This window comes from Corynebacterium cystitidis (assembly GCF_900187295.1).
In the GTDB taxonomy this organism is placed as follows: domain Bacteria; phylum Actinomycetota; class Actinomycetes; order Mycobacteriales; family Mycobacteriaceae; genus Corynebacterium; species Corynebacterium cystitidis.
Genome location: NZ_LT906473.1, coordinates 485746 through 508750, shown reverse-complemented (window position 1 = coordinate 508750; position 23005 = coordinate 485746). Strand labels below are relative to the sequence as shown.

At 58.0% G+C, this 23005-nt stretch carries 20 protein-coding genes; 15 read left to right on the top strand and 5 right to left on the bottom strand.

The features are described 5' to 3' along the window. The first annotated feature begins 1 nt into the window (after nt 1). The 4 genes from treS (at nt 2) to CKV99_RS02355 (ending at nt 5508) form a co-directional block, all read left to right on the top strand. Nucleotides 2-1759 carry a maltose alpha-D-glucosyltransferase gene (gene treS / locus CKV99_RS02370; protein WP_092260707.1) on the top strand — a complete coding sequence of 586 codons (1758 nt, stop codon included), beginning with the start codon at nt 2-4 and terminating at the stop codon, nt 1757-1759. Nucleotides 1760-1768: 9 nt separating this feature from the next. After that, nucleotides 1769-2902, top strand: a complete 1134-nt coding sequence (locus CKV99_RS02365; RefSeq protein WP_092260705.1) for a trehalose synthase — start codon at nt 1769-1771, stop codon at nt 2900-2902. Between the two features lie 97 nt (nt 2903-2999). After that, entirely contained in the window at nt 3000-4379 is a 1380-nt protein-coding gene (gene brnQ, locus CKV99_RS02360) for a branched-chain amino acid transport system II carrier protein (RefSeq protein ID WP_092260703.1), read from the top strand. Nucleotides 4380-4482: 103 nt separating this feature from the next. Further along, entirely contained in the window at nt 4483-5508 is a 1026-nt protein-coding gene (locus CKV99_RS02355) for an LLM class flavin-dependent oxidoreductase (protein ID WP_092260701.1), read from the top strand. 74 nt (nt 5509-5582) lie between these two features. On the opposite strand, the gene CKV99_RS02350 is transcribed toward CKV99_RS02355, so the two are convergent. The 3 genes from CKV99_RS02350 to CKV99_RS02340 all read right to left on the bottom strand — a co-directional run bounded on the left by CKV99_RS02350 (nt 5583) and on the right by CKV99_RS02340 (nt 9053). Further along, nucleotides 5583-7205, bottom strand: a complete 1623-nt coding sequence (locus CKV99_RS02350; protein ID WP_092260700.1) for a hypothetical protein — start codon at nt 7203-7205, stop codon at nt 5583-5585. 140 nt (nt 7206-7345) lie between these two features. After that, nucleotides 7346-8026, bottom strand: coding sequence for a DUF3558 family protein (locus CKV99_RS02345; protein WP_092257876.1), 681 nt, complete (start codon nt 8024-8026; stop codon nt 7346-7348). Nucleotides 8027-8138: 112 nt separating this feature from the next. Continuing rightward, nucleotides 8139-9053 (bottom strand): AEC family transporter, encoded by a 915-nt coding sequence (locus CKV99_RS02340; protein ID WP_092257873.1) that lies wholly within the window; start codon nt 9051-9053, stop codon nt 8139-8141. Between the two features lie 538 nt (nt 9054-9591). Between CKV99_RS02340 and CKV99_RS02335 the strand changes: the two genes are divergently transcribed. Further along, nucleotides 9592-11139 (top strand): glycosyltransferase, encoded by a 1548-nt coding sequence (locus CKV99_RS02335; RefSeq protein ID WP_092257870.1) that lies wholly within the window; start codon nt 9592-9594, stop codon nt 11137-11139. A gap of 194 nt (nt 11140-11333) precedes the next feature. Here the strand turns inward: CKV99_RS02335 and CKV99_RS02330 are convergent, their stop codons facing one another. Then, nucleotides 11334-12503 carry a nucleotide sugar dehydrogenase gene (locus CKV99_RS02330; protein WP_092257867.1) on the bottom strand — a complete coding sequence of 390 codons (1170 nt, stop codon included), beginning with the start codon at nt 12501-12503 and terminating at the stop codon, nt 11334-11336. A gap of 350 nt (nt 12504-12853) precedes the next feature. On the opposite strand from CKV99_RS02330, the gene CKV99_RS02325 reads away from it, so the two are divergent. The 3 genes from CKV99_RS02325 (at nt 12854) to CKV99_RS02315 (ending at nt 16570) form a co-directional block, all read left to right on the top strand. After that, entirely contained in the window at nt 12854-13756 is a 903-nt protein-coding gene (locus tag CKV99_RS02325) for a UTP--glucose-1-phosphate uridylyltransferase (RefSeq protein ID WP_092257864.1), read from the top strand. Nucleotides 13757-13819: 63 nt separating this feature from the next. Further along, nucleotides 13820-15070 carry a polysaccharide deacetylase family protein gene (locus CKV99_RS02320; protein WP_092257861.1) on the top strand — a complete coding sequence of 417 codons (1251 nt, stop codon included), beginning with the start codon at nt 13820-13822 and terminating at the stop codon, nt 15068-15070. Between the two features lie 705 nt (nt 15071-15775). Beyond that, nucleotides 15776-16570, top strand: coding sequence for a GntR family transcriptional regulator (locus CKV99_RS02315; RefSeq protein ID WP_092257858.1), 795 nt, complete (start codon nt 15776-15778; stop codon nt 16568-16570). 34 nt (nt 16571-16604) lie between these two features. Here CKV99_RS02315 and CKV99_RS02310 read toward each other — a convergent pair whose 3' ends face one another. After that, entirely contained in the window at nt 16605-17462 is an 858-nt protein-coding gene (locus CKV99_RS02310; RefSeq protein WP_231910216.1) for an alcohol dehydrogenase catalytic domain-containing protein, read from the bottom strand. Nucleotides 17463-17762: 300 nt separating this feature from the next. On the opposite strand from CKV99_RS02310, the gene CKV99_RS14665 reads away from it, so the two are divergent. Genes CKV99_RS14665 through CKV99_RS02285 form a run of 7 tightly spaced genes read left to right on the top strand, consistent with a single transcriptional unit; the run spans nt 17763 to nt 22999 of the window. Continuing rightward, nucleotides 17763-18014: a GntR family transcriptional regulator gene (locus CKV99_RS14665; RefSeq protein ID WP_231910144.1), complete on the top strand. Its 252-nt coding sequence runs from the start codon at nt 17763-17765 to the stop codon at nt 18012-18014. Then, nucleotides 17948-18133 carry a UTRA domain-containing protein gene (locus CKV99_RS14940; RefSeq protein WP_331712843.1) on the top strand — a complete coding sequence of 62 codons (186 nt, stop codon included), beginning with the start codon at nt 17948-17950 and terminating at the stop codon, nt 18131-18133. Before CKV99_RS14665 ends, CKV99_RS14940 begins: the two co-directional genes overlap by 67 nt. A 20-nt stretch (nt 18134-18153) precedes the next feature. Beyond that, the gene (locus tag CKV99_RS14935; protein WP_256232202.1) at nt 18154-18303 is read left to right on the top strand and encodes a hypothetical protein; all 150 of its coding nucleotides are present in this window, start codon (nt 18154-18156) and stop codon (nt 18301-18303) included. A gap of 35 nt (nt 18304-18338) precedes the next feature. Next, nucleotides 18339-19853 carry an ABC transporter substrate-binding protein gene (locus CKV99_RS02300; RefSeq protein ID WP_092257852.1) on the top strand — a complete coding sequence of 505 codons (1515 nt, stop codon included), beginning with the start codon at nt 18339-18341 and terminating at the stop codon, nt 19851-19853. Further along, nucleotides 19850-20791, top strand: coding sequence for an ABC transporter permease (locus CKV99_RS02295; protein ID WP_092257849.1), 942 nt, complete (start codon nt 19850-19852; stop codon nt 20789-20791). Before CKV99_RS02300 ends, CKV99_RS02295 begins: the two co-directional genes overlap by 4 nt. Beyond that, the gene (locus CKV99_RS02290; protein WP_092257846.1) at nt 20788-21633 is read left to right on the top strand and encodes an ABC transporter permease; all 846 of its coding nucleotides are present in this window, start codon (nt 20788-20790) and stop codon (nt 21631-21633) included. Before CKV99_RS02295 ends, CKV99_RS02290 begins: the two co-directional genes overlap by 4 nt. Beyond that, entirely contained in the window at nt 21620-22999 is a 1380-nt protein-coding gene (locus tag CKV99_RS02285; RefSeq protein WP_092257843.1) for an ATP-binding cassette domain-containing protein, read from the top strand. The genes CKV99_RS02290 and CKV99_RS02285 overlap by 14 nt, the downstream gene beginning before the upstream one ends. Nucleotides 23000-23005 lie beyond the last annotated feature (6 nt).

Here is a 23005-nt window from a genome sequence, read left to right as displayed (position 1 = left end):
CATGGAAGAAACCATTTACCAATCGGATACTGACCACGAAGGTCGCCTCGTCGAGCCCGACGCCGGAGACTACGACACCCCAGCACCCGCGCCCGGCAACGAACCCTGGCAACGGCCCGACCCCGAATGGTACAAAGATGCCGTCTTCTACGAAGTGCTCGTGCGCGCCTTCTACGACCCCGACAACACCGGCGGTGGCACGCTCAAGGGCGTGATGGAAAAGCTCGACTATATCCAATGGTTAGGCATCGATGCGATCTGGCTGCCACCGTTCTACGACTCGCCACTGCGCGACGGCGGCTATGACATCCGTGACTTCCGCAAAGTCCTGCCCGAATTCGGCACAGTGGAAGACTTTGTGGAACTGGTCGACCAGGCACACCGCCGCGGCATCCGCATCATCACCGACTTCCCCATCAACCACACCTCCGACCAGCACCCCTGGTTCCAGGAATCACGCCGCGACCCGAAAGGCCCCTACGGCGACTACTACGTGTGGAGTGATACCGACGAAAAATATTCGGAAGCGCGCATCATTTTCGTCGATACCGAAGACTCCAACTGGACCTATGACCCGGTGCGTAAACAGTACTTCTGGCACCGCTTCTTTTCCCACCAGCCGGATCTGAACTACGACAACCCTGAGGTCCAAGACGCAGTTCTCGATGTGATCCGGTTCTGGCTGGACCTTGGCATGGACGGCATCCGGTTGGATGCTATCCCCTACCTGTTTGAACGCGATGGCACCAACGGTGAAAATCTTCCGGAAACCCACGAGTTTATTAAACGTGTTCGCCGCATGTTCGACGAAGAATACCCCGGCCGTTTCCTGCTGGCCGAGGCCAACCAGATGCCGGAAGAGGTCGTGGCCTACTTCGGCGCGCCTGAAGCCGGTGGCGACGAATGCCATATGGCGTTCCACTTCCCCGTCATGCCACGTATTTTCATGGGCATCCACCAGGAGTCGGCGCAGCCAATCATTGATATTTTGAACGAAACCCCTGCGATCCCTGACTCGGCGCAGTGGGGCATGTTCCTGCGCAACCACGACGAACTCACCCTCGAGATGGTCACCGATGATGAGCGCGACTACATGTATGAAAACTTCGCCAAAGAGCCCCGCATGAAGGCCAACGTGGGCATCCGCCGCCGCCTTGCCCCGCTGCTGGGCGGCCACCGCGGGCGCATCGAGTTGGCGCACGCGATTTTGCTGTCGCTACCCGGTTCCCCATTTTTGTATTACGGCGATGAGATCGGCATGGGTGACAATATTTGGCTGCCGGACCGCGACGGTGTGCGCACCCCGATGCAGTGGTCCAATGACCGCAACGGTGGTTTCTCCCGCGTGGAGCCGGAGCGCCTCTACCTGCCGGCGATCCGCAACGACCAGTACGGTTTCCAAACCGCTAACGTAGAAGCGCAGATGTCGCGGGATAATTCGCTTTTGCACTGGGTGCGCCAGCAGGTGCACATCCGTAAGCAGTATAAGGCGTTCGGCCGCGGCGACTTGCGCTTTGTGCACCACGACAACGCGGGCGTTTTAGCGTTTATCCGCGAGTATGACGGTGAATCAATCCTGTGTGTGAACAATATGACCTCGCGCCCACAGGCCGTGGAGATGCATCTGGGCGAATTCAACGGTGTGACCCCGCGCGAGTTGAGCGGCGGCGAGCACTTCCCGACGATCGGCGAGCTGCCGTGGCTGGTCACGCTCGGCCCGCACGGTTTCTTCTGGTTCGACATTTCGCAAGGCAGCTAGGTGTTCAGCATGGATATTTCCCAGGAACGTTTTTACGGCGCGAAGAATGAGCCGATCGACAACGTCACTGTCACCGCCTGTGCCGACGCCGGGGCCTACCAGTGGCAACTACTCGAGGTGTCTCACGGCGGGGTGACCGACACGTACCAGGTGCTTGTCGACGAGCACCTGGGCCGCGACGCGCTGGCCACCGAGCAGGGGGCGCAAGCATGGTGGGACCACCGCGAAAAATTTGGTGAGCTCCACGGGGATCTCGTCGGCACGCACGCAACCCCCATGGGCGCTGAACAGTCCAATACCAACCTCATCGTGACCGACGATGATGGCGAAGACTGGGTGGTCAAGGTCTTCCGCAAGCTCGAAGACGGACTGAACCCCGATGTGGAGCTACTCAGCCAGATCGGGGACTGCCCGCATGTGGCGGGAGTACGCGGTTGGCTCACCCGCGACGGGGCGACCTTGGCGATGATGCAGCAGCGCATTGTCGACGGGCGTGACGGGTTCGAATTGCTGCAGGCAACGCCGTCGGAATCAGAAGCCGGCGAGCTGGCGTTTGGCCTGGGCCGCGCGATCCGGGTGGTCCACGACCGCTTGGCCACCGACTTTCCCACCCGCGAGGTAGCGGTGGCAGACCTGTTTGCCACCCTGCACAACCATGCTGACGAACTAGCCGCCCAGTCGCAGGTGCTGCGTGAGCGTCTCGACGACATTCACGCGCTATACCACGACATCCAGCGCACCTACCTCGACGCCTCCGGAGATAAGACTGCCACCGTGCAACGCGTCCACGGAGACCTCCACTTAGGTCAAACGCTGCACACCCCGCAGCGCTGGTACCTCATCGACTTCGAAGGCGAACCCGCCCGGCCCCTGACCCAACGCGTGCTACCAGACCACCCCATCCGCGACGTGGCCGGCATGGTGCGTTCCTTCGGCTACGCAGCAGCAATGTCGGACAAGGGCGCACAGTGGGAACAGGTGGTCGTCGATAAGCTTCTGGAAGGCTATCACCCGGACAGCCTGGCCCTGCTCAACGCATATGTGGTGGACAAAGCGGCCTATGAGGTTGTGTATGAGGAAAATAACCGCCCCGACTGGGTACACATCCCTATGCGCGCAATCACAGAACTTTTACAGGGGTAATCTAGGTCACCCCCAGTTCTAGTGAGAGGAACCTCCAGTACTAGTGTTAGGTGCAACTATTCTCTGCACACGACACGATATTGACTGGAGGTGCGGCATGTCGACAGCAACAACGACCACCGCGAACAAGTCCGGGTTTTTGACCATCGCAGTCACAGCCCTCATGCTCTTTTCCATGTTCTTCGGCGCGGGCAACCTGATCTTCCCGCCGATGATCGGTGTCGAATCAGGCACCAGCTTCCTGCCCGCCATCCTCGGCTTTTTAGGCACCGGCGTGCTGCTGCCGGTGCTCGCCGTGATTGCGATTTCGCTATCGGGCAACAACGTGCGCGACCTCGCACGCCGCGGAGGCGCCATCTTCGGTTTCTTCTTCCCGATCTTGGCCTACCTGTCCATCGGCGCGTTCTACGCCCTCCCGCGAACCGGTGCGGTCTCGATGGAAACGGCCGTCACGCCACTGACCGGCTGGTCGGGGCTGCTGGCATCCGGCATCTTCAACACGCTGTTTTTCGGCATCGCTCTGATCCTGTCGTGGAACCCCAACAAGATCGTCGATACCCTCGGGCGAGTCCTCACCCCTGCGCTGGCGGTGCTGCTGATCATCCTGATCACCCTTGCTGTGACCACCATGAACGGTGAGCCTGGCGCACCAACCGAGAAGTACGCGGAGGCACCATTTGCTACTGGCCTGCTCGAGGGCTACCTGACCATGGACTCCATCGCAGCGCTGGCGTTTTCCATCGTGGTGATCTCCACCCTGCGCTACAAGGGGATCCCTGAGGGCAAACCGCTGGTTCAAGGCACCATCCTGGCCGGTCTCGGTGCCGGCCTGCTGCTGGCCGCGATTTACTTAGGCCTTGGCATGATCGGCCAGGTCATCGAAAACGGCGCCCAGTTCGACAACGGCGCGCCTCTTCTTTCCGACGCCGCCTTGCAAACCATGGGCCAGCCCGGCCAGATCATCTTCGCGCTGATCGTGCTGCTGGCCTGCATGACCACCGCGGTGGGCCTGATCACCTCCACGTCAGAATTTTTCAACACCATCTTCCCGGGCGTGTCCTACAAGGCGTGGGCGATCATTTTCACTGTTGCCTCCATCGCGATGGCCACGCAGGGTCTAGACCAAGTCATGGCGATCGCAGCACCAGTGATTACGTTTTTGTACCCGCCAGCGATCACCCTCATCTTCGTCGCCCTGATTGAGCCTCTGTTCCGCTCACGCACCTACTTCTTCTGGGCCTACCGCCTGCCAATCTGGGTTGCGATCATCTGGTCTGCCATCACCGTGATCATTTCTTTGGGCTGGGGTGCGGATGTTCTGTCACCGCTGGTGGGCTGGTCGCCGATGCAGGATCTGTCACTGGGCTGGGTCCTACCCGTTGTTGTTGCTTTTGTGATCGGCCTTGTTCTGGACTTCGTGCAAAAGCGCGAGGCCCCTACCGACGAACGTTCCTTCCTCGCCCGCATCACCGCATAACGTAGCCGGTTGATGGTGGGGTGGTCGTCGTGAAGCGCTTCAAAGCGCACTACAGGTGGTTTACGTAGGGTGGGAGCTAACCCCCGCGAAAGGAATAATCCCCATGTCACGTTTACCTCTCTCCTTGATCGACTTCTGCACCATCTACGACGATGAGTCCGCCGGAGAGTCCATGCAACGTTCCGTGGAGTTGGCGCAGCGCGCGGAAGAGCTGGGATATTCACGGATTTGGTACGCGGAGCACCACAACATGCCTACGATCGCGTCGAGCTCGCCGGCGGTGTTGATCAGCCACATCGGCGCGCGCACGCAAAAAATCCGCCTCGGCGCCGGTGGTGTAATGCTGCCGAACCATTCTCCTTATGTGATCGCGGAGCAGTTCGGCACCCTCGGCGAGCTTTACCCAGACCGCATCGACCTGGGCTTGGGCCGCGCGCCCGGCACCGACCAGAACACGCTGGGCCGCGCTTTACGACGAGACCCCCGCGCCGCCGAAAACTTCCCCAATGACGTGGTAGAACTGCACGGCTATTTTCGTGGCCGCCCCACAGTGCCGGGAGTAACCGCCGTGCCGGGTGTCGGGGTGAAAATGCCACTGTATATTCTCGGGTCCTCCATGTTCGGCGCCACCCTAGCGGCGAAATTGGGACTGCCATACTCGTTTGCTTCCCACTTCGCCCCGCAACACTTAGTGCAGGCCACGACGTATTACAAGGAAAACTTTGAGCCGTCCGAGGTGCTCGATCAACCCTATGTGATCGCCGCCGTGAACGTTACCGCGGCACCCACCCGCGAGGAAGCCGAGGAGCAAACCGTAGGCGTACACCGGGCGCGGGTAAAACGCATGATGGGCAGGCAGGGACGCGTGCTTAACGACGAACAACTCGACCAAGTAGTCGACTCCTACCAAGGCCAGCAGATCATTGACATGCTGCGCTTTACCGGAATCGGAACTGGTGATGAGGTTGTTGAGTACCTCGAGGAGTTTGCAGAGCTGGCCAAGGCTGATGAGCTGATGATCTCCCTGCAGGGCCGCACCAACGACGAAGCCATGCAATCCATGGAGATCCTGGCCGAGGCGTGGGAGCTGTCGCCGGAAACCATGGTGGGTGCGCCCGGCAACTTCTAGATGGCCTGTTGGGCGCGTTGGCGTGGGGCGCAGCGCTGGTGTGCTGCCCTCGCGCTGTATCTCGCGTTGCTGTGCTAGCGGTCGTTGCGGGGTTCACGCACCCAGGCCCCGATCACACCCGGGATCACTTCGGGGCCTTCACCTAGCAAGGCTTTGAGATTGCCTTTACGCTCGACCGCACTGGTTTTGATACCACGCACAGAACTCGACTTCACACCCTGCTGGCCCGTACCCCTACCTGCGGCTCTACCTGCACCTGCACCCATCATCCCACCGATAGGTGCACCACCACGACCATGACTTCCCACACCAGTAGTCGCACCAGCACCTGAACCAGCACCAGGGCCTGCGCCAACACCAGGGCTAGGACCAGCGCCCACACCAGACCCAAGACCTGGCCGAGACCCTACACCAGAACCACCGGCACCACCCGTGCCACCAGCACCACGCCCGGAAAGCCCCACACCCCCGCCAACACCAGAACCACCACGGTTGCCCGAACCATAGCCAACACCACCCAACGCAGCACCCCTGCCAACAGCACCCCTGCCAACAGCACCACTAGCGCCAGTGCCAGCACCAGCACCCACCCCAGCACCACCAGTTCCTACGCCCCCAACCATGCCTGACCCAACCGTGCCTGACCCAACCACAAACCCTGGAGTCGATCCCACAGTCCCCACCGGATTCACACTCGGCGACAGCGAAGGACCACCCACCGACGCCGTGCTCGTCGGCACAGCACCAGCAACAAGCGCATCCAAATCATCCCGACCCACACGCACAAACTCTTGGGCCAACTCATACGGATTACGCATCCTCGCCTGCTCTACCATCCCCACCTGCTCCATCGCCTCCTGAACTACCGCTGGAAACGGCAAATCCTGCCACATACTCAACCCCACACCCGGATCACCACCACGAAAAGCCCCACCACCACTGCCTGCCGACACCCCCGAAGGATCTAACGCCGACGGCAACAACTGCGTAATCGACGGAATCGACGGCGGCAACGCAGCCGCCACCGTCGCCGGATACGACGCCAAAAACGCCCGCTCAAACACACCAGCCACATCCGGACGCGTCGCCAACAAGATTCCATACGCCTTTGCAGCCATCACCACCTGCTGACCCAACGCAAAACTCCCCGTCCCCAAATTCGTCGTCGCAGCCCCCATCGTCAAGGTATTAGCACCAAACACCGAACCCGCCGACTGAAGAGCCCGCACAGCCCCCATAGCATTAGCAATCGCCTCAGTATCAGACGAACTATCCAAATCCGCCAACACACCATCAAGACACTCAACAGCATCCGACACCTTCGCCGACAACGCCAACCACTGACCCGTCATCGACTCCGGCACCCCAAAATTCGTCGCAGCATACTGCGAAGCCAACACAGACAAACTACCCACACCAGCAACAACCGGGACGGTCATCACAAACGCAGCAGTCTCAGTATCAACCACATCAGCACCATGATCCCTCGTAAAAAAATCAAAACCACCAGAAGCAGGCAACCCCACCGCATCAATCAACTGACCAATACGAGTATCCGCATTAACCACATCCGCCACATTCTGACGCAACTGGGCGGCAATATTAGCAAACCGATCCGCAAACGCCCTCTGCGACTCCACCCCATTAACCCTCAACACCCCACCATGCGCCTCCCCCACCTCACACAACCCCGACACAGGTGAGAAGACTGACGTGGTCGAAAACGCGAACTGGTTCCCCGACTGACCTAGAATCTCTGCTGGCTCCGCTAGTTTGGTGATAGCGGCAGCAACATCCCCTAAAACAAGATTGAGATTATTTCCCCCGACTGACATTTCTAACTCCTTGCTAAATTTTCCAAAGTTTGAATTGCATTTTTACAGTGATCGTCCTGGCTGTATGCGTTGTAACCATCGATCGAAAACGCCATAAAATGACCCCGCTCTGTCGATACCGCCGCGACACAGTTTGATTGTTCTACCCCGTCTTCCCGGTACTTAAACATTCCGGTCACTTCCGAAGAGACATTTTCCCCTAGTAAGGTGGTTGTAAGAGCTAGCTCATCTTTTGTGATCAGATTTCCCGCAAGTATTACGCTCATGTGACTGGTTATCTGGTCTGGCAACAAGACACACGAAAGTGCTGATCCATTGGCTAGCGGAGTGGTGACCCCGTCGGTCTTAAATCCTGCGGCGGCGAACTCTTCAGCCGAGATCTCCTGGCACGGATCAAACACATCCGGATAAACCTCAAGAGGATCAAAAGGCCCAATCTCCAACGTGCCCGAATCAAAATGAAACGCCCCCACCGCCTCACCCGATGCAACCGAATCAGCCTGCCCCCCAGCACCCTCCGGAACACTTGACCCACCTGACTCAACCCCGGCGGGTTCGTCTCCACCAGCCCCAACAGCAGGACCAACCGGCACCAGCCCCACATCAGGCACAACACACGACGACAACAACGCAGCAACCACAACTACCCCCACCACTGCCACAAAACGAGCCCAACAAACCATAGTCTCCCTCCTCGTGCGATGAACCGGCAACAACAATCATGACACACCACACAACACCCCGCAGAACTTACCACAGCAACGCCCTACGAGATTGATCGTCGAAAAGCGAAATCTATACCCCTAACACGAGCCCGATCACGATCAGTACTGGCAGCGCCAGCAAGGTCGAAGCCACACCGGTGTCGCGGGCCAAGTCAGTAGCGGTGCGGAAACGTACGGCATAGGTGTATACGTTCTGCGCAGTAGGCAGCGCGCCTAGGAAAGCGGCAGTGTATAGCGCTTGTCCCTCCATGCCGAAGAGGAAATGTGCGAGAAGCACCGCGATGATCGGGTGCACAATATTTTTGAAACCGGCGGCAAGGGCAACACCGCGGGTCAGGCGCAGCTGCGCGCCATGCAGGCTCATGCCAAACACCATGAGGGCCAGCGGTACGGAGGCGCCAGCGAGGATACCGATCGGCTCCGAAATAAGCGGCGGCACCTCCCATCCGCTCAGCGCCAGCACAAGGCCGACGACAGCTGCGATTAGCATCGGATTTGTTAAAGCGACGGAGATATTGTTCCGCCAGCCAGAATCAGTGGCTTCTGAAGTAGAAATGTCCAGCAACGTCAACGTCACCGGCGCATAAAACGCCACCTGAAACAAGATCACGGGCACAACCACCGCGCCGTCGCCGATTAAATATACAGCCAGCGGAATACCTAGGTTGCCTCCGTTGGCGTAACTGGCGGAGAGCTGGCCCACCATCGACGAGGGCGTGTCCCACCCGCGCAAGCGAAACGCGGCAAACGCAAGCAATCCGACGATCACGGCCGACGCTGCAACGATAGCGAAGTGTGGCCCGAGCACAACACGAGGGTCGGTGTTGAGTAGCTGGTCAATAAGCAGGGCCGGGGTGGCCACGTTATAAACAACGAGAGCCAGCGGACGTGAGCCATCTTTCCCTAGCACATTGCCGCGAGCAAGAAAGTAACCGACGGCGATGACGATGACCACCACGCCGAAACCTTGCAAAACCGCGAACATTGCTCCCTTTCATCGAAAAACAGCCAGCCTAGTTATAGACAGGCATACGCTTAACGACGACGCACTGCCACACCTCTCGATGGTGAGAGAAAAAGGCCTTTGTATTAATCCTAGGAACCCACGGACTCGTAACAAACTGCACTAACGGGGGTAGTGGGAATACCCCCGAATGTTAATGAGCGGACATGTCCCACAATGATGACCCCCGGTCACCTACCGGAGAGAAAAAACGCAACGCTGCAGCTTGTAAGCCTTATCAACGTCGCCAGGATAAATCTGATCCGAAAATGAAAAACACCTTAATAGCTATTAAATAGGAAAGATTGATTTGATCGAAAAGAATGTATGCACAAAAGAAGAAGCCCCACTAGCCTAGTCCCTGATCCACAGAGTTGATTGTATTTATAACTATCGGGTGGGGAGAGATGGCAATCCAAGCCCCAACGATTGCGATACTCGCAGTTAAGCCCGTGCTCGCTCGGATCATTTCGGTACCGCAATAATATCAATACAATTTCTAACCTTAAGGGGTGGTCCCATGCTTGCAGCAGATTCCATCGCGTTTCCGCTCATTGCAACCGCGTTGGTCATACTGGGCGCAATCATCATCAAGCTACTGTTCCAACGGGACAAAGAGCTGCCGAATAGCTCAGACCTCAGGCCTGCCGCCAGGTTCCGCAATGGCATCTTAGTACCAGGAACTTTAGTGTTCCTCGGTCTCGGCGCTTATATCGGTTACCAGTACCTTTCATTTGTTGACGGCTACGTCCCGGAGTTGAAGCCATTCTTCCTCTTGTTCGGGGCTACATTCTTCTTCCAAATCATCATCGCCGTACTAAGCAGAAAGTTCACCCGCTCTAGCTTTTCGTCGCAGCAGCTGAAGGACGTTCCCGGTGCACATATTCCCGCTCAGGAAACGTTGCGGCCAATTGTGATGATCCCGGTGTATAACGAAGACGAGACTTCTCTCACTAACAACTTACGCGCCCTATTCGACCAGACAGTACCCCCAGCTGAAATCCACGTCGTTGACGATGGCTCCAAAAACGACCTCAGCCAGGTCGAAGCATGGTTTTTAAACGAAGCTGTCGCACATAATATCGCTGTCACCTGGACCCGGCAGGAAAACCAAGGCAAGCGGATGGCTCACGCGACGGCATACAACAACATTATTGATCGAACCAATGCAATCATCGTCACCGTGGACTCTGACGGTGTGCTTGATAAAAACGCACTCGAGGAAGGTTTGATTCCCTTCGAACGCCCCGAAGTGTACTCCGTAGCTGGAGTTGTCGTAGCGTCGAACGCTCAAAAGAACTTCCTGGCACGCATCACCGACATGATTTTCGTTGCTGGGCAACAGCTCGTCGACCGCCAAGCTCAGTCGGCGTTCGGCAACGTGATTGTCAACAGTGGCGGATTAGCCCTTTACCGTATTGCTGCCGTCGACGCCGCCATGGAGACTGGATACACCGAAGAGGACTTCTTCGGCTCCCACGTTGTGTTCTCAGACGACTCATATTTCACACTAATGGCACTCAAATTGGGAAAGACAGTCCAGCAACCATCTGCAATCGTCTTCGCTGACATGCCGGAGAACCTCAGCCACCACGTTCGCCAACAACTGCGCTGGGCGCGAGGCTCATTCATTCGTGGGTGGTGGCGTGTCAGGCACCTTGACCCCTTGAGCTACGCCTGGATCCGCCAAGTCCTTGGATATGTCCTCTTTTTCAGTATGACTGTGGTCGTCCTTCAGATCGTTTTATTCAAGCCGATCGCTACAGGTGAGCTGCCTCCCTGGCAGTTCCTCTTAATTCCGGCCTTCCTGTCCTATATTCAGGGAGTGCGCTACTTCGCCATCGAACGCAGCGACATGTCGAATTCGAGCCAGTTCCTTACCTATCTGCTTAGTCCTTTCTCCATCCTCTGGTCGATGTTTGTCCTGCGCCCTATCCGGTTATGGGGCTTTATCACCTGCCGCAAAACAGGATGGAATACCCGACAATCTGTCGAAATCGTCCACGAAACACCTCAGCCCTCTGGATTTGTGGCTCCCGGCGGGGCCGGGACGATCGCGGCTGGATAAGCTACAGACTGCTCAAATACAGGCTGTCGAGACAGGCAAAACTCCCATAGGGTGCGGCGCTGAAGCAAAGCGCATACTATGGGAGTCGAGTAGTTTCAACAAGGCTGGGACCTCTGAGGTCGGCCCCACAAGGCCAGGCCCCACAAGGCCAGGCCCCACAAGGCCAGGCCCCACGAGGCTAAGTCACTAACGTATCAATCGCGAGAGTACAGATCTGCAGTCAGCACCTTATTCGCATAAGGCTCCAGCTCTGCATCCCACCGATTCGCAAGGATCACGTCGTGGTCGCGGGCAAAAGTATCAAAATCCGCGTACACCGGATACCCATCCACAGACCCGTCGTCAAGCGATGGTTCATACACACCAACGGAAACGCCAGCGTCCTTGACCATCTTCATCACGTCATGGATCGCTGCGCTGCGAAAGTTATCCGAACCGGACTTCATGGTCAAGCGGTAGACGCCCACTGCAGACGGTTGGGAACGCAACGCAGCATGCGCCACAAACTTCTTCCGAACACGGTTTGCCTCAACGATCGCTGTGATCAACGTCTGTGGCGTCCCATCATAGTTTGCGAGTAACTGCTGGGTATCCTTCGGCAGACAGTAGCCGCCGTAGCCAAAACTCGGGTTGTTGTAGTGGTCTCCAATCCGGGGATCAAGGCACACGCCTTCAATAATCTGCTCCGGGTTAAGCCCTTTGATACGGGCAAAGGTATCCAACTCATTGAAATAAGCTACCCGCATTGCCAAATAGGTGTTTGAGAACAGTTTGATACTTTCTGCCTCAGTTGTATCAGTCAGTAGGACTGGAACATCATCGTCAACCGCGTTGTCAGCCAGAAGTTGAGCAACGGTGGCAGCATGCTCACGGTTGCGTGAAGCAGCGATGATCCGGGAGGGATGTTGATTATCAAACAGCGCCTTACCCTCACGCAGAAACTCCGGACTAAACACCAGATTCAACGTAGGGAATTCCCGGCTGATCTGCTCGGTGAAACCAATAGGAACGGTGGACTTGATCACGATGATGGTATCTGGGGCCAGTTCCGAAATCTGCTGGATCACGGCCCTTACGGACGATGTGTCAAAGCTGTCTGAATCTACTTTGTAATCAGTAGGTGTTGCGATGAAAGTGACATCAGCACCTTCCAGAGCGTCTGCCGCATCGGTTGTAGCACGCAGATTGAGTGTTTCCTTTTCAAAAGCCTGAGTCACCTCCGTGTCAGCGATTGGAGAAATATGATTGTTTACCTGATCCACTTTCTCTTCGATGAGGTCAACCGCCACCACCTCGTGGCGCGATGCGAGCAAGACAGCGTTGGCGAGACCTACATACCCGAGTCCAAAAACTACAATTTTCATACATCCTCTTTATCTACCGAATTGTGAGTGCGTCTAGCGCGATGATAATCCAAAACAGGCAATAATGTCTTGACAACTTAGAGGGTGGGAGAGTTTCATAGATTTTTCCACGAACAATTAGGCCCCTCCAAGGCAAAGCACAAGAAGCGTCCAACCTACGAAGCCGCCTCAAGAAAAAAAGTTCACACCCGCCAGCCATGAATTGTCCATACATTCAGGCTAGTGTGGGACATGATCCTTCAGGTAAGCATATTCAATGAAAGCTGAGGAAGTATTGAAGTGACAGTAAGTTAGCGTAAGAGAAATTAATCAGCTCAACACAGATACACACAAGATGAGGAGTGACCTACATGGATCAAGTACCCGTCGGTAAGGTCGTGGTTCCTTCTGCAGGCTTAGGAACACGCATGTTACCCTTCACCCGCAGTGTCGCCAAAGAACTACTACCGGTAGTCAACAAACCAAGTATCCAACTCATCGCAGAAGAGGCAGCTGCAGTAGGGGCATCCGACCTAATCATCGTCCGCTCCCCACAGAAGCAGTCAGTGCATCAACACTTCTCCGCGAGCAACGATCTTGTCAATCATCTCCGCAACAAAGGAAAAGATGCTTTAGCACAGACAGTAGAAAATATTCCGAACATTATCCACGTGACCAATGTCGTCCAGCAAGAGCCATTAGGCCTCGGGCACGCAGTGGCACAAGCCGAAGAATTAATCGGAGACGACGAATCTTTCGCTGTCGCCCTTCCCGATGACCTCGTGATTCCAACTGATGTTTTGGCGAAAATGGCCACGATTCGAGCCCGGCTCGGCGGTTCAGTGCTGTGCGCCATTGAGATCGAGCCCCAAGATTCCAGCAAATACGGCATTTTTGAGGTGGAAGATCCCCAGCATATTGATGGCTGCGAAGTACGGCGCGTGCTCGGGATGGTAGAAAAACCAGATCCAGCTGACGCCCCCTCCAATCTGGCCGCTGCTGGGCGCTACGTGCTAAGCCGCGAGGTTTTTCCCGCACTCCACAAGGTCCAACCAGGAAAAGGTGGAGAAATTCAACTCACCGATGCCATCGCGGATCTGAGCAAACAAGGCCATCCCGTCCACATCCTTGTCCACAAAGGAATGCGCTTGGATTTGGGCACTCCTCACGGATTTATCATTGCCAACGTAGAAATGGCGTTAGCCGAGGACTCCGGTCTACGCGACCTTGTTTTGTCTGACCTCCACCACATTATCCGGAGAGAAACCAGTTAGTTCTACAACACACCTCTCCCTTCATACATTTAATCCCAAACATTTACTCCCAAAGGAGAACCTATGTCGCACCACAAGCCCCACTCCCGCACCGTCTCCCGTCGTTCTTTCCTCACAACTAGTGCTCTCACAACAGCCGCGATCGCGGGCCTGTCCACATCACCAGCTCTGGCTTCTAGCCGTCTGAGCAGCAACCTTGGCCTTTCATCATCGCCGTGGCCAACGCCTGATCGCCCCCAACCGACACCGACACCCACGCCGGGTCCCATCCCGTCAGGCCCCGGACTATTACCCGAAACTATCTTCCTCTCCACCAGCGGTATCGCAGGCGAAGAAAGCGTGTTCGAGCTGACCGGCCCATTTGATTTTGCCGGCCAAGATTTCTCTTTTGTGATTGACGCAGGCAACTTTAATCGGATCGAGTCATTAATACTGCAGGCCTACACAGATTTAGGCAGCTATTTTCGCGTCGACATTGTGCGTGACTTCCGAACATTCCGGGCCGGAGGCGACAATATAGTCACCACCACAAAATTCAATATACGTTCGACAGCGGGAAGCCCTGACTGGGCCTCAATCGAGCGCATCGAGCTGAAGGTTTCCGGGCGTGGTGGTGAAAACACTGTCATCTTCCGGCACATGAGCACTATCCCTGAAGCAACCGCAGGTGTGGCAACCGTAGTATTCGACGATGGTTGGCTGAGCGACTACACCGTAGCGCTACCCATCATGCAGAACTATGGGATACGTACCGGCGTTTCGTATGTGATCCCAGAAAGGGTTGGGGAAGCCAACCGAATGAGTATTAGCCAAATTCAAGAGCTGCAGAATGTGCACGGGTGGGATATCGGCAGCCACGGCTCTGTTCCTTTGACCAGTTTTTCCCCAGGCCACCTCGCCACAGAACTGGCAAACACGAAAAAATACATGGTAGATAACGGGATTAGTCGAGGCATGAATCACTTCTCCTATCCGCTTGGCCGCTACAACCGAGAAGTTCTTGAAGTAGTGCGTACCCACTTTGACACAGCCCGCACCATTGAGCATGACAATGAAACAGTGCAACCCGGCGACCCATATCGCCTGCGAGTGTTTTATGTGATCAGCTCTACTACAGTGCAACAAGTGCACAACGCCCTTGCTCGCGCGGTAGCTAACAAAACCTGGCTGATCATGGTGTACCACAATCTGATGGACAGCTCGGATGGTGTGCCCGAGACAGTCACAACCGCTGACTTTACTGAGCACATGCGCCTGCTGTCAGAATCTGGCCTGCCAGTGCACACCATTCGTGAGGTTTGGGAAAGAAGATAATACAGCCCCGTCCACACACATCCCGCCGACCACATTTAGCCGACCGCATTTATACGCCCTGCGGCCCTGCGCCCTGACCGAGTTCCCTACCAACCGCACCCATGCAGGTCTGCACTAGCTAACACAACTTTCGTACGCCTTCTGTCCATGCTGACGAAAAGCGCCGACTATAGGCGCTGACGGTGTTCGCGCTTGCTTCTGCCACCTTACTTCGGTGGCAGAACAACTTTTTGCACCCGTTCTCGTAAAGATAGCGCCGACAAACCATTGCATAGCTGCCCCTGCCAGCCTTCCCCACCCCTGCGCTAATGAAAAACGAATGCAATAGCCGTAGCACATTAGAGCACTTATTTAGCCACTTAACCGAAGAACACCCAAACGTGAGCACCCCCCTTTAGGGCTAGCTTTTCCCAAGGTAAAGGCTATCAGCTGCCCCCTAATACTCCCGGGGTAATGGAAAAAACACCCCTGCCAGCCCAGACACAGGACATTCAAGCAACAAAATCACCCCCTCCCGATGAGAATATGATTTTCATTATTAATTGCGGAATCACGTTTTTTCCCTGGCTATAAAAAGCAGTACAATCAATAAGCGATAGATGCCATGGAAAGCTTTACCGTGTTGCTCTACACCCGTGAAAAAATGAAAAGGGTGGACCAGACACCAGAACACCGGTGCACCCAACATTGAGAAAGAGGATAAATATGTCGAGACTCAGGCCACCCCAGCAACATGAGGAAATCGCGGAGTTCATCAGGCAGGAAATCTTCACGGGCCGCTACCAACCCGGTGATCCACTACCATCAGAAGCCGAATTATGCCAACAATTCGCTTCCTCACGTGGCCCCGTACGCCAGGCGATGTCCACGCTACGGTCAGAAGGTTTGATTTCCTCAGGGCGCGGGCGCCGCTCCATCGTTTTAGAGAACACCCCCACTGAGTCTTTCGACGCTGTCTTCTCCGTCACTGCCTGGCTCAAAGCGCTGGGCAAGAAACCTGGTCAGAAAACCCTAGGCATGACACGCCAGCCGGCGTCCGGCGAGATAGCTGAGGCGCTCGAAATGAGAAAGGGTGACGCAATTGTCTCAGTGCACCGCGTGCGCAGTGCCGACGGCGAACCTGTCATGGTCGAACGCATGCACTTCCCCGCCGACATCGGCCGCCACCTATTAGATTTCAACACTGACACCGGCTCCATCCACCGCCATCTGCTGCGCTTGGGTGTGGACTTCAATAACATGTCACGCACTCTGGTTGCTATTCCAGCTTCGAAAGAAGACGCAGAGGCCCTCGAGGTAGAACAGGGCTACCCACTGTTTCGCATGCTGATGCGCTGCTATACACATTCGGGCCAGCCGATCGAGCTCGCGGATTACCGTTACCGCAGCGACAAAATTCAATTAGGCATGAACAATGTGCGTGGTTCTTCCTCGCCGCTGTGGGTGAACATCCCCACCGACTACGACCGGAACTTAGAAAAGGCCGCGGTACGTGCCTGAGCCACCCGGCCAGCTGGGGCACCGTCCCCAGAAATTAGAGCTTAACGACGACGCGTAGGTGATCGTCGTTACGCGTAAAAGCAGCGGGCAACTCCTCCAAAGTGATCGGGCTAGCCAAGATGGCATCCCAGGGCAGATCCACCTCAGCGAGGAACTCCGCGGCTTGGTCGAGGTGATGCGGCTCATAATTATGGACACCTGTCACAGTGCGCCAACCACGGACGATCCATTCGGGGTCTAGTGGCACCTCCGCAGTCGGAATCACCGAACCCGCCAAGACCGCGGTACCGCCGACGTTCAGTGTCCCCAACGCGTCGATCACGCCCCGGCGGACACCCGAAAGTTCTAAAACAACATCGGCGTGAAGGCCGACCGCGGTGGGTGCAAGACGGTCCGCCACAGCGACAAGCCCAAGCATGCCCACACCGTTGACTAACACGGTGCGGCCAGCAACGGGCCCTGCCGCCTCCATAACTGCCATGACTGTTGCCACGGCGCATCCTGCCGTTGCCGCCACCGCATCTGACACAGTGTCCGGCACGACAGAAGCTTTTTGACCTTTCACCACATGCATGTGAGTAGCGAAGGTTCCTGACAAAGGCCAGGGCCCGTCGAAACGTTCGTGACCTGCCTTAGCAACCGAGCGACACTTCGCGGTTAGCCCACGCTGGCAGTTGTCGCAGCGCCCACAGACTGCGGCTACAGAAAACACCACGCGCTGGCCCGGCTCACACACGTCGCGCCGCGACTCGATCACGGTTCCAACCCCTTCGTGCCCCAGAATGGACGGCCTTGGCGCCGATCGACTTCCAGACACGGTGTGCCGGTCCGACCCGCAGATCGTTGCGGCGGTCATCTCGACGATCAACTCATCCGGACCGAGTTCTGGAATAGGAACGCGGACTAACCCGAAGTCTTGGTTACCGTGCTACACCAGCGCGCCTGCATCCATCTATGCCATGACCTCATGGGCAGGCAGATCCGCTGCTGAACTGAGCACAAGATCAGCACCATACTCCGTGAACTGCTCAGCCGTCACATGACCGGTGAGCACTCCTACCGACGTCGCGCCCGCCCGCTGGGCTGATTCCAGTTCAGTAGGGATAGTAGGGATAGGCCGGAAATTCTGGGCCGACCTTCGCTACGATCAATCGTGTGAGGAAGGAATAGACAAGTCGTAGAAGGAAGCACCATGAGCCACGTGACCAACCAAGACATTGCTGCCTACCTTCGTTCGGCGATCCGCGACGGCGTTTATGCCCCCGGCGACGCAATCCCCTCCGAGTCCGCGTTATGCCGCCAATTCGGTACGGCGCGAGGCACAGTCCGACAAGCTGTAGCTACGCTGCGATCCGAAGGACTTGTCACCTCCGGCTCATGGATGGCGAACCAGCCATGGTCGAACGACTCAACTACAACCTGGAAACAGGCCAGCACCTCATGAATTTCGACACCGATTCTGGTTCCATCTACTCCCGGCTCCTCGCAGCCGGCGTAGACATCGACCATGTGACGCGCACCATCGATGCGATTGGCGCTACCGATGAAGACGCCCTCCTTTAGGGGTGGATTCCGGCACACCAATGCTGCGAGTTCGCCGCCACGCATTCACAGCCGACGGCACCCCCATTGAGTCGTCGGATGACCGCTACCTGTTCGATAAGGCGAGTTTCGCTGTCACTACGCCACGCGGAAATCCGCAGGCGATCTCAATGATGCAAGTCTGCGAATAGGTTTCTTCCGCCGGACCATATTATTGTGTTCAGCCATGGCAATGAACAGGGTCGCCCGCAGCTCCGCCCGCACCGTTCCTCGCGTTGCCGCAGCGTTGACCGCCGCCGGTATGCTAGCGTCATGCTCTGCTGGTTCCACGGCCACACAGGTGGGACGTGTCGCGGGTGCGGGAGTGGTCGTCGGCACATCCGGCGCCCCCGCCAGCCTGGATTTCACCACCACAGGTGGAGCCGCAATTCCACAAGCACTGATGTCTAACGTCTATGAAACGCTGGTGCGTATCGACGAGCACGGCCAACCCGTCCCCCACCTCGCCGAACGCGTCGAGCGTGACGACGATGGCCTGCGCTACACCTTCCATCTGCGCCACGGGGTGCAGTTTTCCAATGGTGACGAGTTCACTGCTGAAACAGCCGCGTTTTCCATTAACTATGTGAAAAACGAGTGGACCAATGGTTTGAAGGCGCACATGGACCCGGTTGCGTCGGTAAATGTCGTCGATAAGCACACTCTAGTGGTCACGCTGAGTGCCCCATCAAACCGGTGGTTATGGTCGATGGGAACACTGACGGGGGCGATGATGACGCCTGCGGGCATCGACACCTTAGCCACGGATCCGATCGGCACCGGGCCCTACACGGTGGACCGTTTCAACGTGGGCGAGTCCATCGTTTTTTCCGCCCGCGACGACTACTGGTCTACACCTGCGCATCACGACGCCGCCATCCGCTACTTCGCCGACTCGGTGGCCAGCGTCAACGCTTTACGCGCCGGCGACGTAGACGTGGTGTGGGCACTCCAAGCCCCGGAGCTACTGGATTCCTTGCCAGACGAATACGGCGTGCAAGTCGGCTCCACCAACGGCGAGGTGATCTTCTCCATGAACAATAACCTCGCCCCGTTCGACGACCCCACCGTGCGACAGGCCGCCGCCTACGCCATCGACCGCGACGCCCTCAACCACGTGGTCTACGAAGGCATGGGCACCAACACCGGCGGCGCGCCCGTGCCACCATCCGACCCGTGGTTCACCGGCCACGACTACTACCCGTTTGATCCCGCGCGTGCCGACGAGCTCTTGGCCGGCCGCACACCAGAAGTAACCATCTCAGTACCCAGCCTGCCGTACGCGCAGAAAGCCGCCGAGCTGATCTACTCGCAGCTGACCGAGGTTGGTTTCCGCGTAAGCCTCGAAACCGTTGAATTTCCGGCGGTGTGGCTCGGCCAGGTGATGAATCAGCAGAACTACCAAGCTTCCATCATCGCGCATGTGGAACCACGCGACATCCCCACATTATTCGGCAACCCGGACTACTACCTGGGCTACGATTCAGCCAACGTGCGCAAATACCTTAAGCTCGCCGACCAAGGAGACACTACAACCCAGATCACTCACATGGAGGCAGCCGTGGACCAGATCATGGCCGACGCAGGCGCGTTAACGCTGGCCAACAGCCCCAATATTGTGCTCACCGCGCCAGGGGTCACAGGCATTAAAGCAGATGTGATCACCGACGCGCTACCGCTGGCGGGGGTGAATCGCCCATGAAAGTTATGCGCCTTGTTGTGCGGTTTGCCATCATGCTGTTTCTGGCCAGCGTGATCATCTTCGTGCTCCTGCGCGCAATCCCGGGCGACCCAGCCCGCATCGCACTCGGAATCACCGCCACCGACGAGTCAGTCGCGGAGCTTTCCTCCCGCCTCGGCACCGACCGCCCCCTGATCACCCAATACCTCGACTGGGTCGGCGGGCTTCTCACCGGCAACTTCGGCATCTCGCTGGCCAGCCAACAAAACATCACCACCCTAGTGCTCGACCGCGCCCAAGTCTCCCTGATTCTGTGCGTGGCAGCCATGGTGCTCTCCCTACTTGGTGCCATCCCCACCGGCATCTACTTAGCCCGGCGCGACGGCCACCCTGATGCCACCGTGGTCTCCGCAGGCACCCAGCTGGGTATTGCGGTGCCGAGTTTCCTGGTGGGCATACTTTTAGTCGCGGTTTTCGCGGTGCGCCTGAACTGGCTGCCCGCTAACGGCTGGACCCCACCCAACCAAAATTTCGGCGCGTTTGTGTCCCACCTGATCCTCCCCGTGATCGCGTTATCGCTGGTTCAGGCCGCAATCCTGACCCGCTATGTGCGCAGCGCCATCATCGAAGAGTTGCACAAGGACTATATCCGCACAGCTCGGGCCAGTGGTGCGTCGATAAGCGACGTGCTCTACCGCCACGCCCTGCGTAACGCGGCACTACCCGTGCTGACTGTGACGGGGCTGCAGCTGACCAGCCTGATCGTGGGCGCGGTGGTGATCGAGCGTGTCTTTGTGATCCCGGGGCTGGGCTCCATGCTGATTGACTCGGTCGCCAACCGTGACCTGACCACCGTGCAGACTGTGATGATGTTGCTGGTCGTGTTCACCCTGACGGTCAACTTCGTGGTGGACCTGCTGTACCGCGTTATCGACCCCCGCGTCAGGAGAGTCGCATGAAAACTACCGGTTGGATCGGGGCGGGCATTGTCGCCCTCGTCGTTGTGATGGCTGCGGTCTCGCTGGTGTGGACCCCCTATGACCCCACGCGTGCGCTTGTCGACGACCGACTCGCCAGCCCGAGCGCCACCCACTGGTTGGGAACCGACCAGTTTGGCCGCGATATCCTCTCCCGCATCATGGAAGGTGCCCAAATCACGCTGGCCGTGGGGGTGGTGGCGGTGGCGATCTCCGCGCTGATCGGCGTGCCACTGGGCATGATGGCAGGCCAGCGCGGCGGGTGGGCGCAGCGCCTGATCATGCGCGGCGCTGATCTCCTACTTGCTTTCCCCGCGCTGCTTCTGGCCATCGTGTTCACCGCGGTATTCGGGGCGTCCACCGGCATTGTGATGCTGGCCATCGGGATTGCCGGCATCCCCGGGTTCGCGCGCGTGGCCCGGGCCGGCACCCTGCGTGTGATGACACAGGACTATATCCTTGCTGCCCGCATCTCCGGAGTATCCAGCCCGGTCCTCGCGTGGCGGCACATCCTGCCCAATATTTCAGGGGTGATCATTGTGCAGATGTCCGTCGCGTTTGCTTTGGCCATCCTGGCGGAGGCCGGCCTGTCATTTCTGGGCCTGGGCACGCCCGCGCCCTACGCCAGCTGGGGCCGCATGCTGCAATCCTCCCAAGGTTTTTTGTCCTCCGCCCCGCACCTGGCGATCGTGCCCGGGGTTGCCATCGCACTGACCGTGCTGGGCTTCAACCTGCTTGCCGACGGGCTCTCGCACGCGGGCTCTCACAAGCGGGCTCTCGCAAGCTCGAGCCCGAAGGGGAGAGGAATAAATGATCAGCGTTAACAACCTCACCATCACCGCAGGCAGTACCACACTAATCGACGATCTCTCCTTTACGCTTGCCCCCGGCCAGCGCCTTGGTATCATCGGTGAATCCGGCTCCGGCAAATCCATGACAGCGTTAGCACTCATGGGCCTAGTACCCCAAACTGTGGAAGCGAGCGGCGAAGTGCTCGTCGATAAGCACAATATGCTCACCGCACGCGAACGCACCAAACGCGGCGTGCGCGGGCGGCGGATCGCCATGATCTTCCAAGAACCCATGACAGCGCTTGACCCGCTGATGCCGGTGGGCAAACAAGTCTCGCGAGACGCCGCGCGTGCCGACGAGCTACTGGCCGACGTGGGGATCACCCGTGCCGACGCCTACCCCCACGAACTGTCCGGCGGGCAACGCCAGCGAGTGCTGATCGCCAAGGCGCTCGCCGGGGAGCCTGATGTGCTGATCTGCGACGAACCCACCACCGCGCTTGATTCCACCACCCAGGCCCAGGTACTGGATCTGATTGATCGGCTGGTGGCTGAACGAGGCATGGCGCTGCTGTTTATTTCCCATGACTTGGCCGTTGTGCGCCGCATGACCGAGCGCGTGCTGATCATGCAGCGCGGCCGTGTTGTGGCACCTGAGTCCGACTACGCTCAGGCCCTGCTCGCCGCCTCGCGCCCCGGACCACCTGCGGTTGCCCGTCCACTCGGCGAACCAGTGATCCAGCTTGCCGGGGTAAGCCTGCACCGCGGGGGTACTCTAGCTGTCGATGATGTGACCCTGACCGTGCGCCGCGGCCAACGGTTGGGCCTGGTCGGCGGGTCAGGCTCCGGTAAGACGTCGCTGCTGCGGCTGATCGCCGGGCTGGATCAGCCTGACTCTGGCACCGTGCGCGTGGACGGGCGGTTGCAGATGGTGTTTCAAGACCCCGCAGGCTCGCTGAACCCGCGGCTGCGGGTGGGCCGCTCCATTGCTGAGGCGTGCGCCAGCCGCGGTGAGCGTGTGGCCGAAGTCCTTGAGCAGGTTGGCCTGCCTGGGGTGGCCGAGCGTTTTCCGCACGAATTTTCCGGCGGCCAACGCCAACGCATCTCCATCGCACGAGCAGCTGCGCCCCGGCCTGATATCCTGCTTGCCGATGAGCCCGTCTCCGCCCTTGATGTCACCGTCCGCGCCCAGGTGTTGGGCCTGCTGGACTCGCTTGTCGACGACGATGGCCTCACCCTTGTCTTCGTCTCCCACGATCTTGCAGTGGTGCGCGCGGTGTGCCCCACGCTGGCCGTGATCCACGAGGGCCGCATCGTTGAGGCCGGCGCCACCGAAGAGATTTGGGCCGACCCCCAACACGAGTACACCCGCCGCCTGCTTGCCGCCGTCCCCAGCTAGCCCGGC

Bases quoted from the DNA above. Each gene is read 5' to 3' on its own strand.
- treS (WP_092260707.1), top strand. From the start codon at position 2: ATGGAAGAAACCATTTACCAATCGGATACTGACCACGAAGGTCGCCTC.
- CKV99_RS02365 (WP_092260705.1), top strand. From the start codon at position 1,769: ATGGATATTTCCCAGGAACGTTTTTACGGCGCGAAGAATGAGCCGATC.
- brnQ (WP_092260703.1), top strand. From the start codon at position 3,000: ATGTCGACAGCAACAACGACCACCGCGAACAAGTCCGGGTTTTTGACC.
- CKV99_RS02355 (WP_092260701.1), top strand. From the start codon at position 4,483: ATGTCACGTTTACCTCTCTCCTTGATCGACTTCTGCACCATCTACGAC.
- CKV99_RS02345 (WP_092257876.1), bottom strand. From the start codon at position 8,026: ATGGTTTGTTGGGCTCGTTTTGTGGCAGTGGTGGGGGTAGTTGTGGTT.
- CKV99_RS02340 (WP_092257873.1), bottom strand. From the start codon at position 9,053: ATGTTCGCGGTTTTGCAAGGTTTCGGCGTGGTGGTCATCGTCATCGCC.
- CKV99_RS02335 (WP_092257870.1), top strand. From the start codon at position 9,592: ATGCTTGCAGCAGATTCCATCGCGTTTCCGCTCATTGCAACCGCGTTG.
- CKV99_RS02330 (WP_092257867.1), bottom strand. From the start codon at position 12,503: ATGAAAATTGTAGTTTTTGGACTCGGGTATGTAGGTCTCGCCAACGCT.
- CKV99_RS02325 (WP_092257864.1), top strand. From the start codon at position 12,854: ATGGATCAAGTACCCGTCGGTAAGGTCGTGGTTCCTTCTGCAGGCTTA.
- CKV99_RS02320 (WP_092257861.1), top strand. From the start codon at position 13,820: ATGTCGCACCACAAGCCCCACTCCCGCACCGTCTCCCGTCGTTCTTTC.
- CKV99_RS02315 (WP_092257858.1), top strand. From the start codon at position 15,776: ATGTCGAGACTCAGGCCACCCCAGCAACATGAGGAAATCGCGGAGTTC.
- CKV99_RS14665 (WP_231910144.1), top strand. From the start codon at position 17,763: ATGAGCCACGTGACCAACCAAGACATTGCTGCCTACCTTCGTTCGGCG.
- CKV99_RS14940 (WP_331712843.1), top strand. From the start codon at position 17,948: ATGGATGGCGAACCAGCCATGGTCGAACGACTCAACTACAACCTGGAA.
- CKV99_RS14935 (WP_256232202.1), top strand. From the start codon at position 18,154: ATGCTGCGAGTTCGCCGCCACGCATTCACAGCCGACGGCACCCCCATT.
- CKV99_RS02300 (WP_092257852.1), top strand. From the start codon at position 18,339: ATGGCAATGAACAGGGTCGCCCGCAGCTCCGCCCGCACCGTTCCTCGC.
- CKV99_RS02295 (WP_092257849.1), top strand. From the start codon at position 19,850: ATGAAAGTTATGCGCCTTGTTGTGCGGTTTGCCATCATGCTGTTTCTG.
- CKV99_RS02290 (WP_092257846.1), top strand. From the start codon at position 20,788: ATGAAAACTACCGGTTGGATCGGGGCGGGCATTGTCGCCCTCGTCGTT.
- CKV99_RS02285 (WP_092257843.1), top strand. From the start codon at position 21,620: ATGATCAGCGTTAACAACCTCACCATCACCGCAGGCAGTACCACACTA.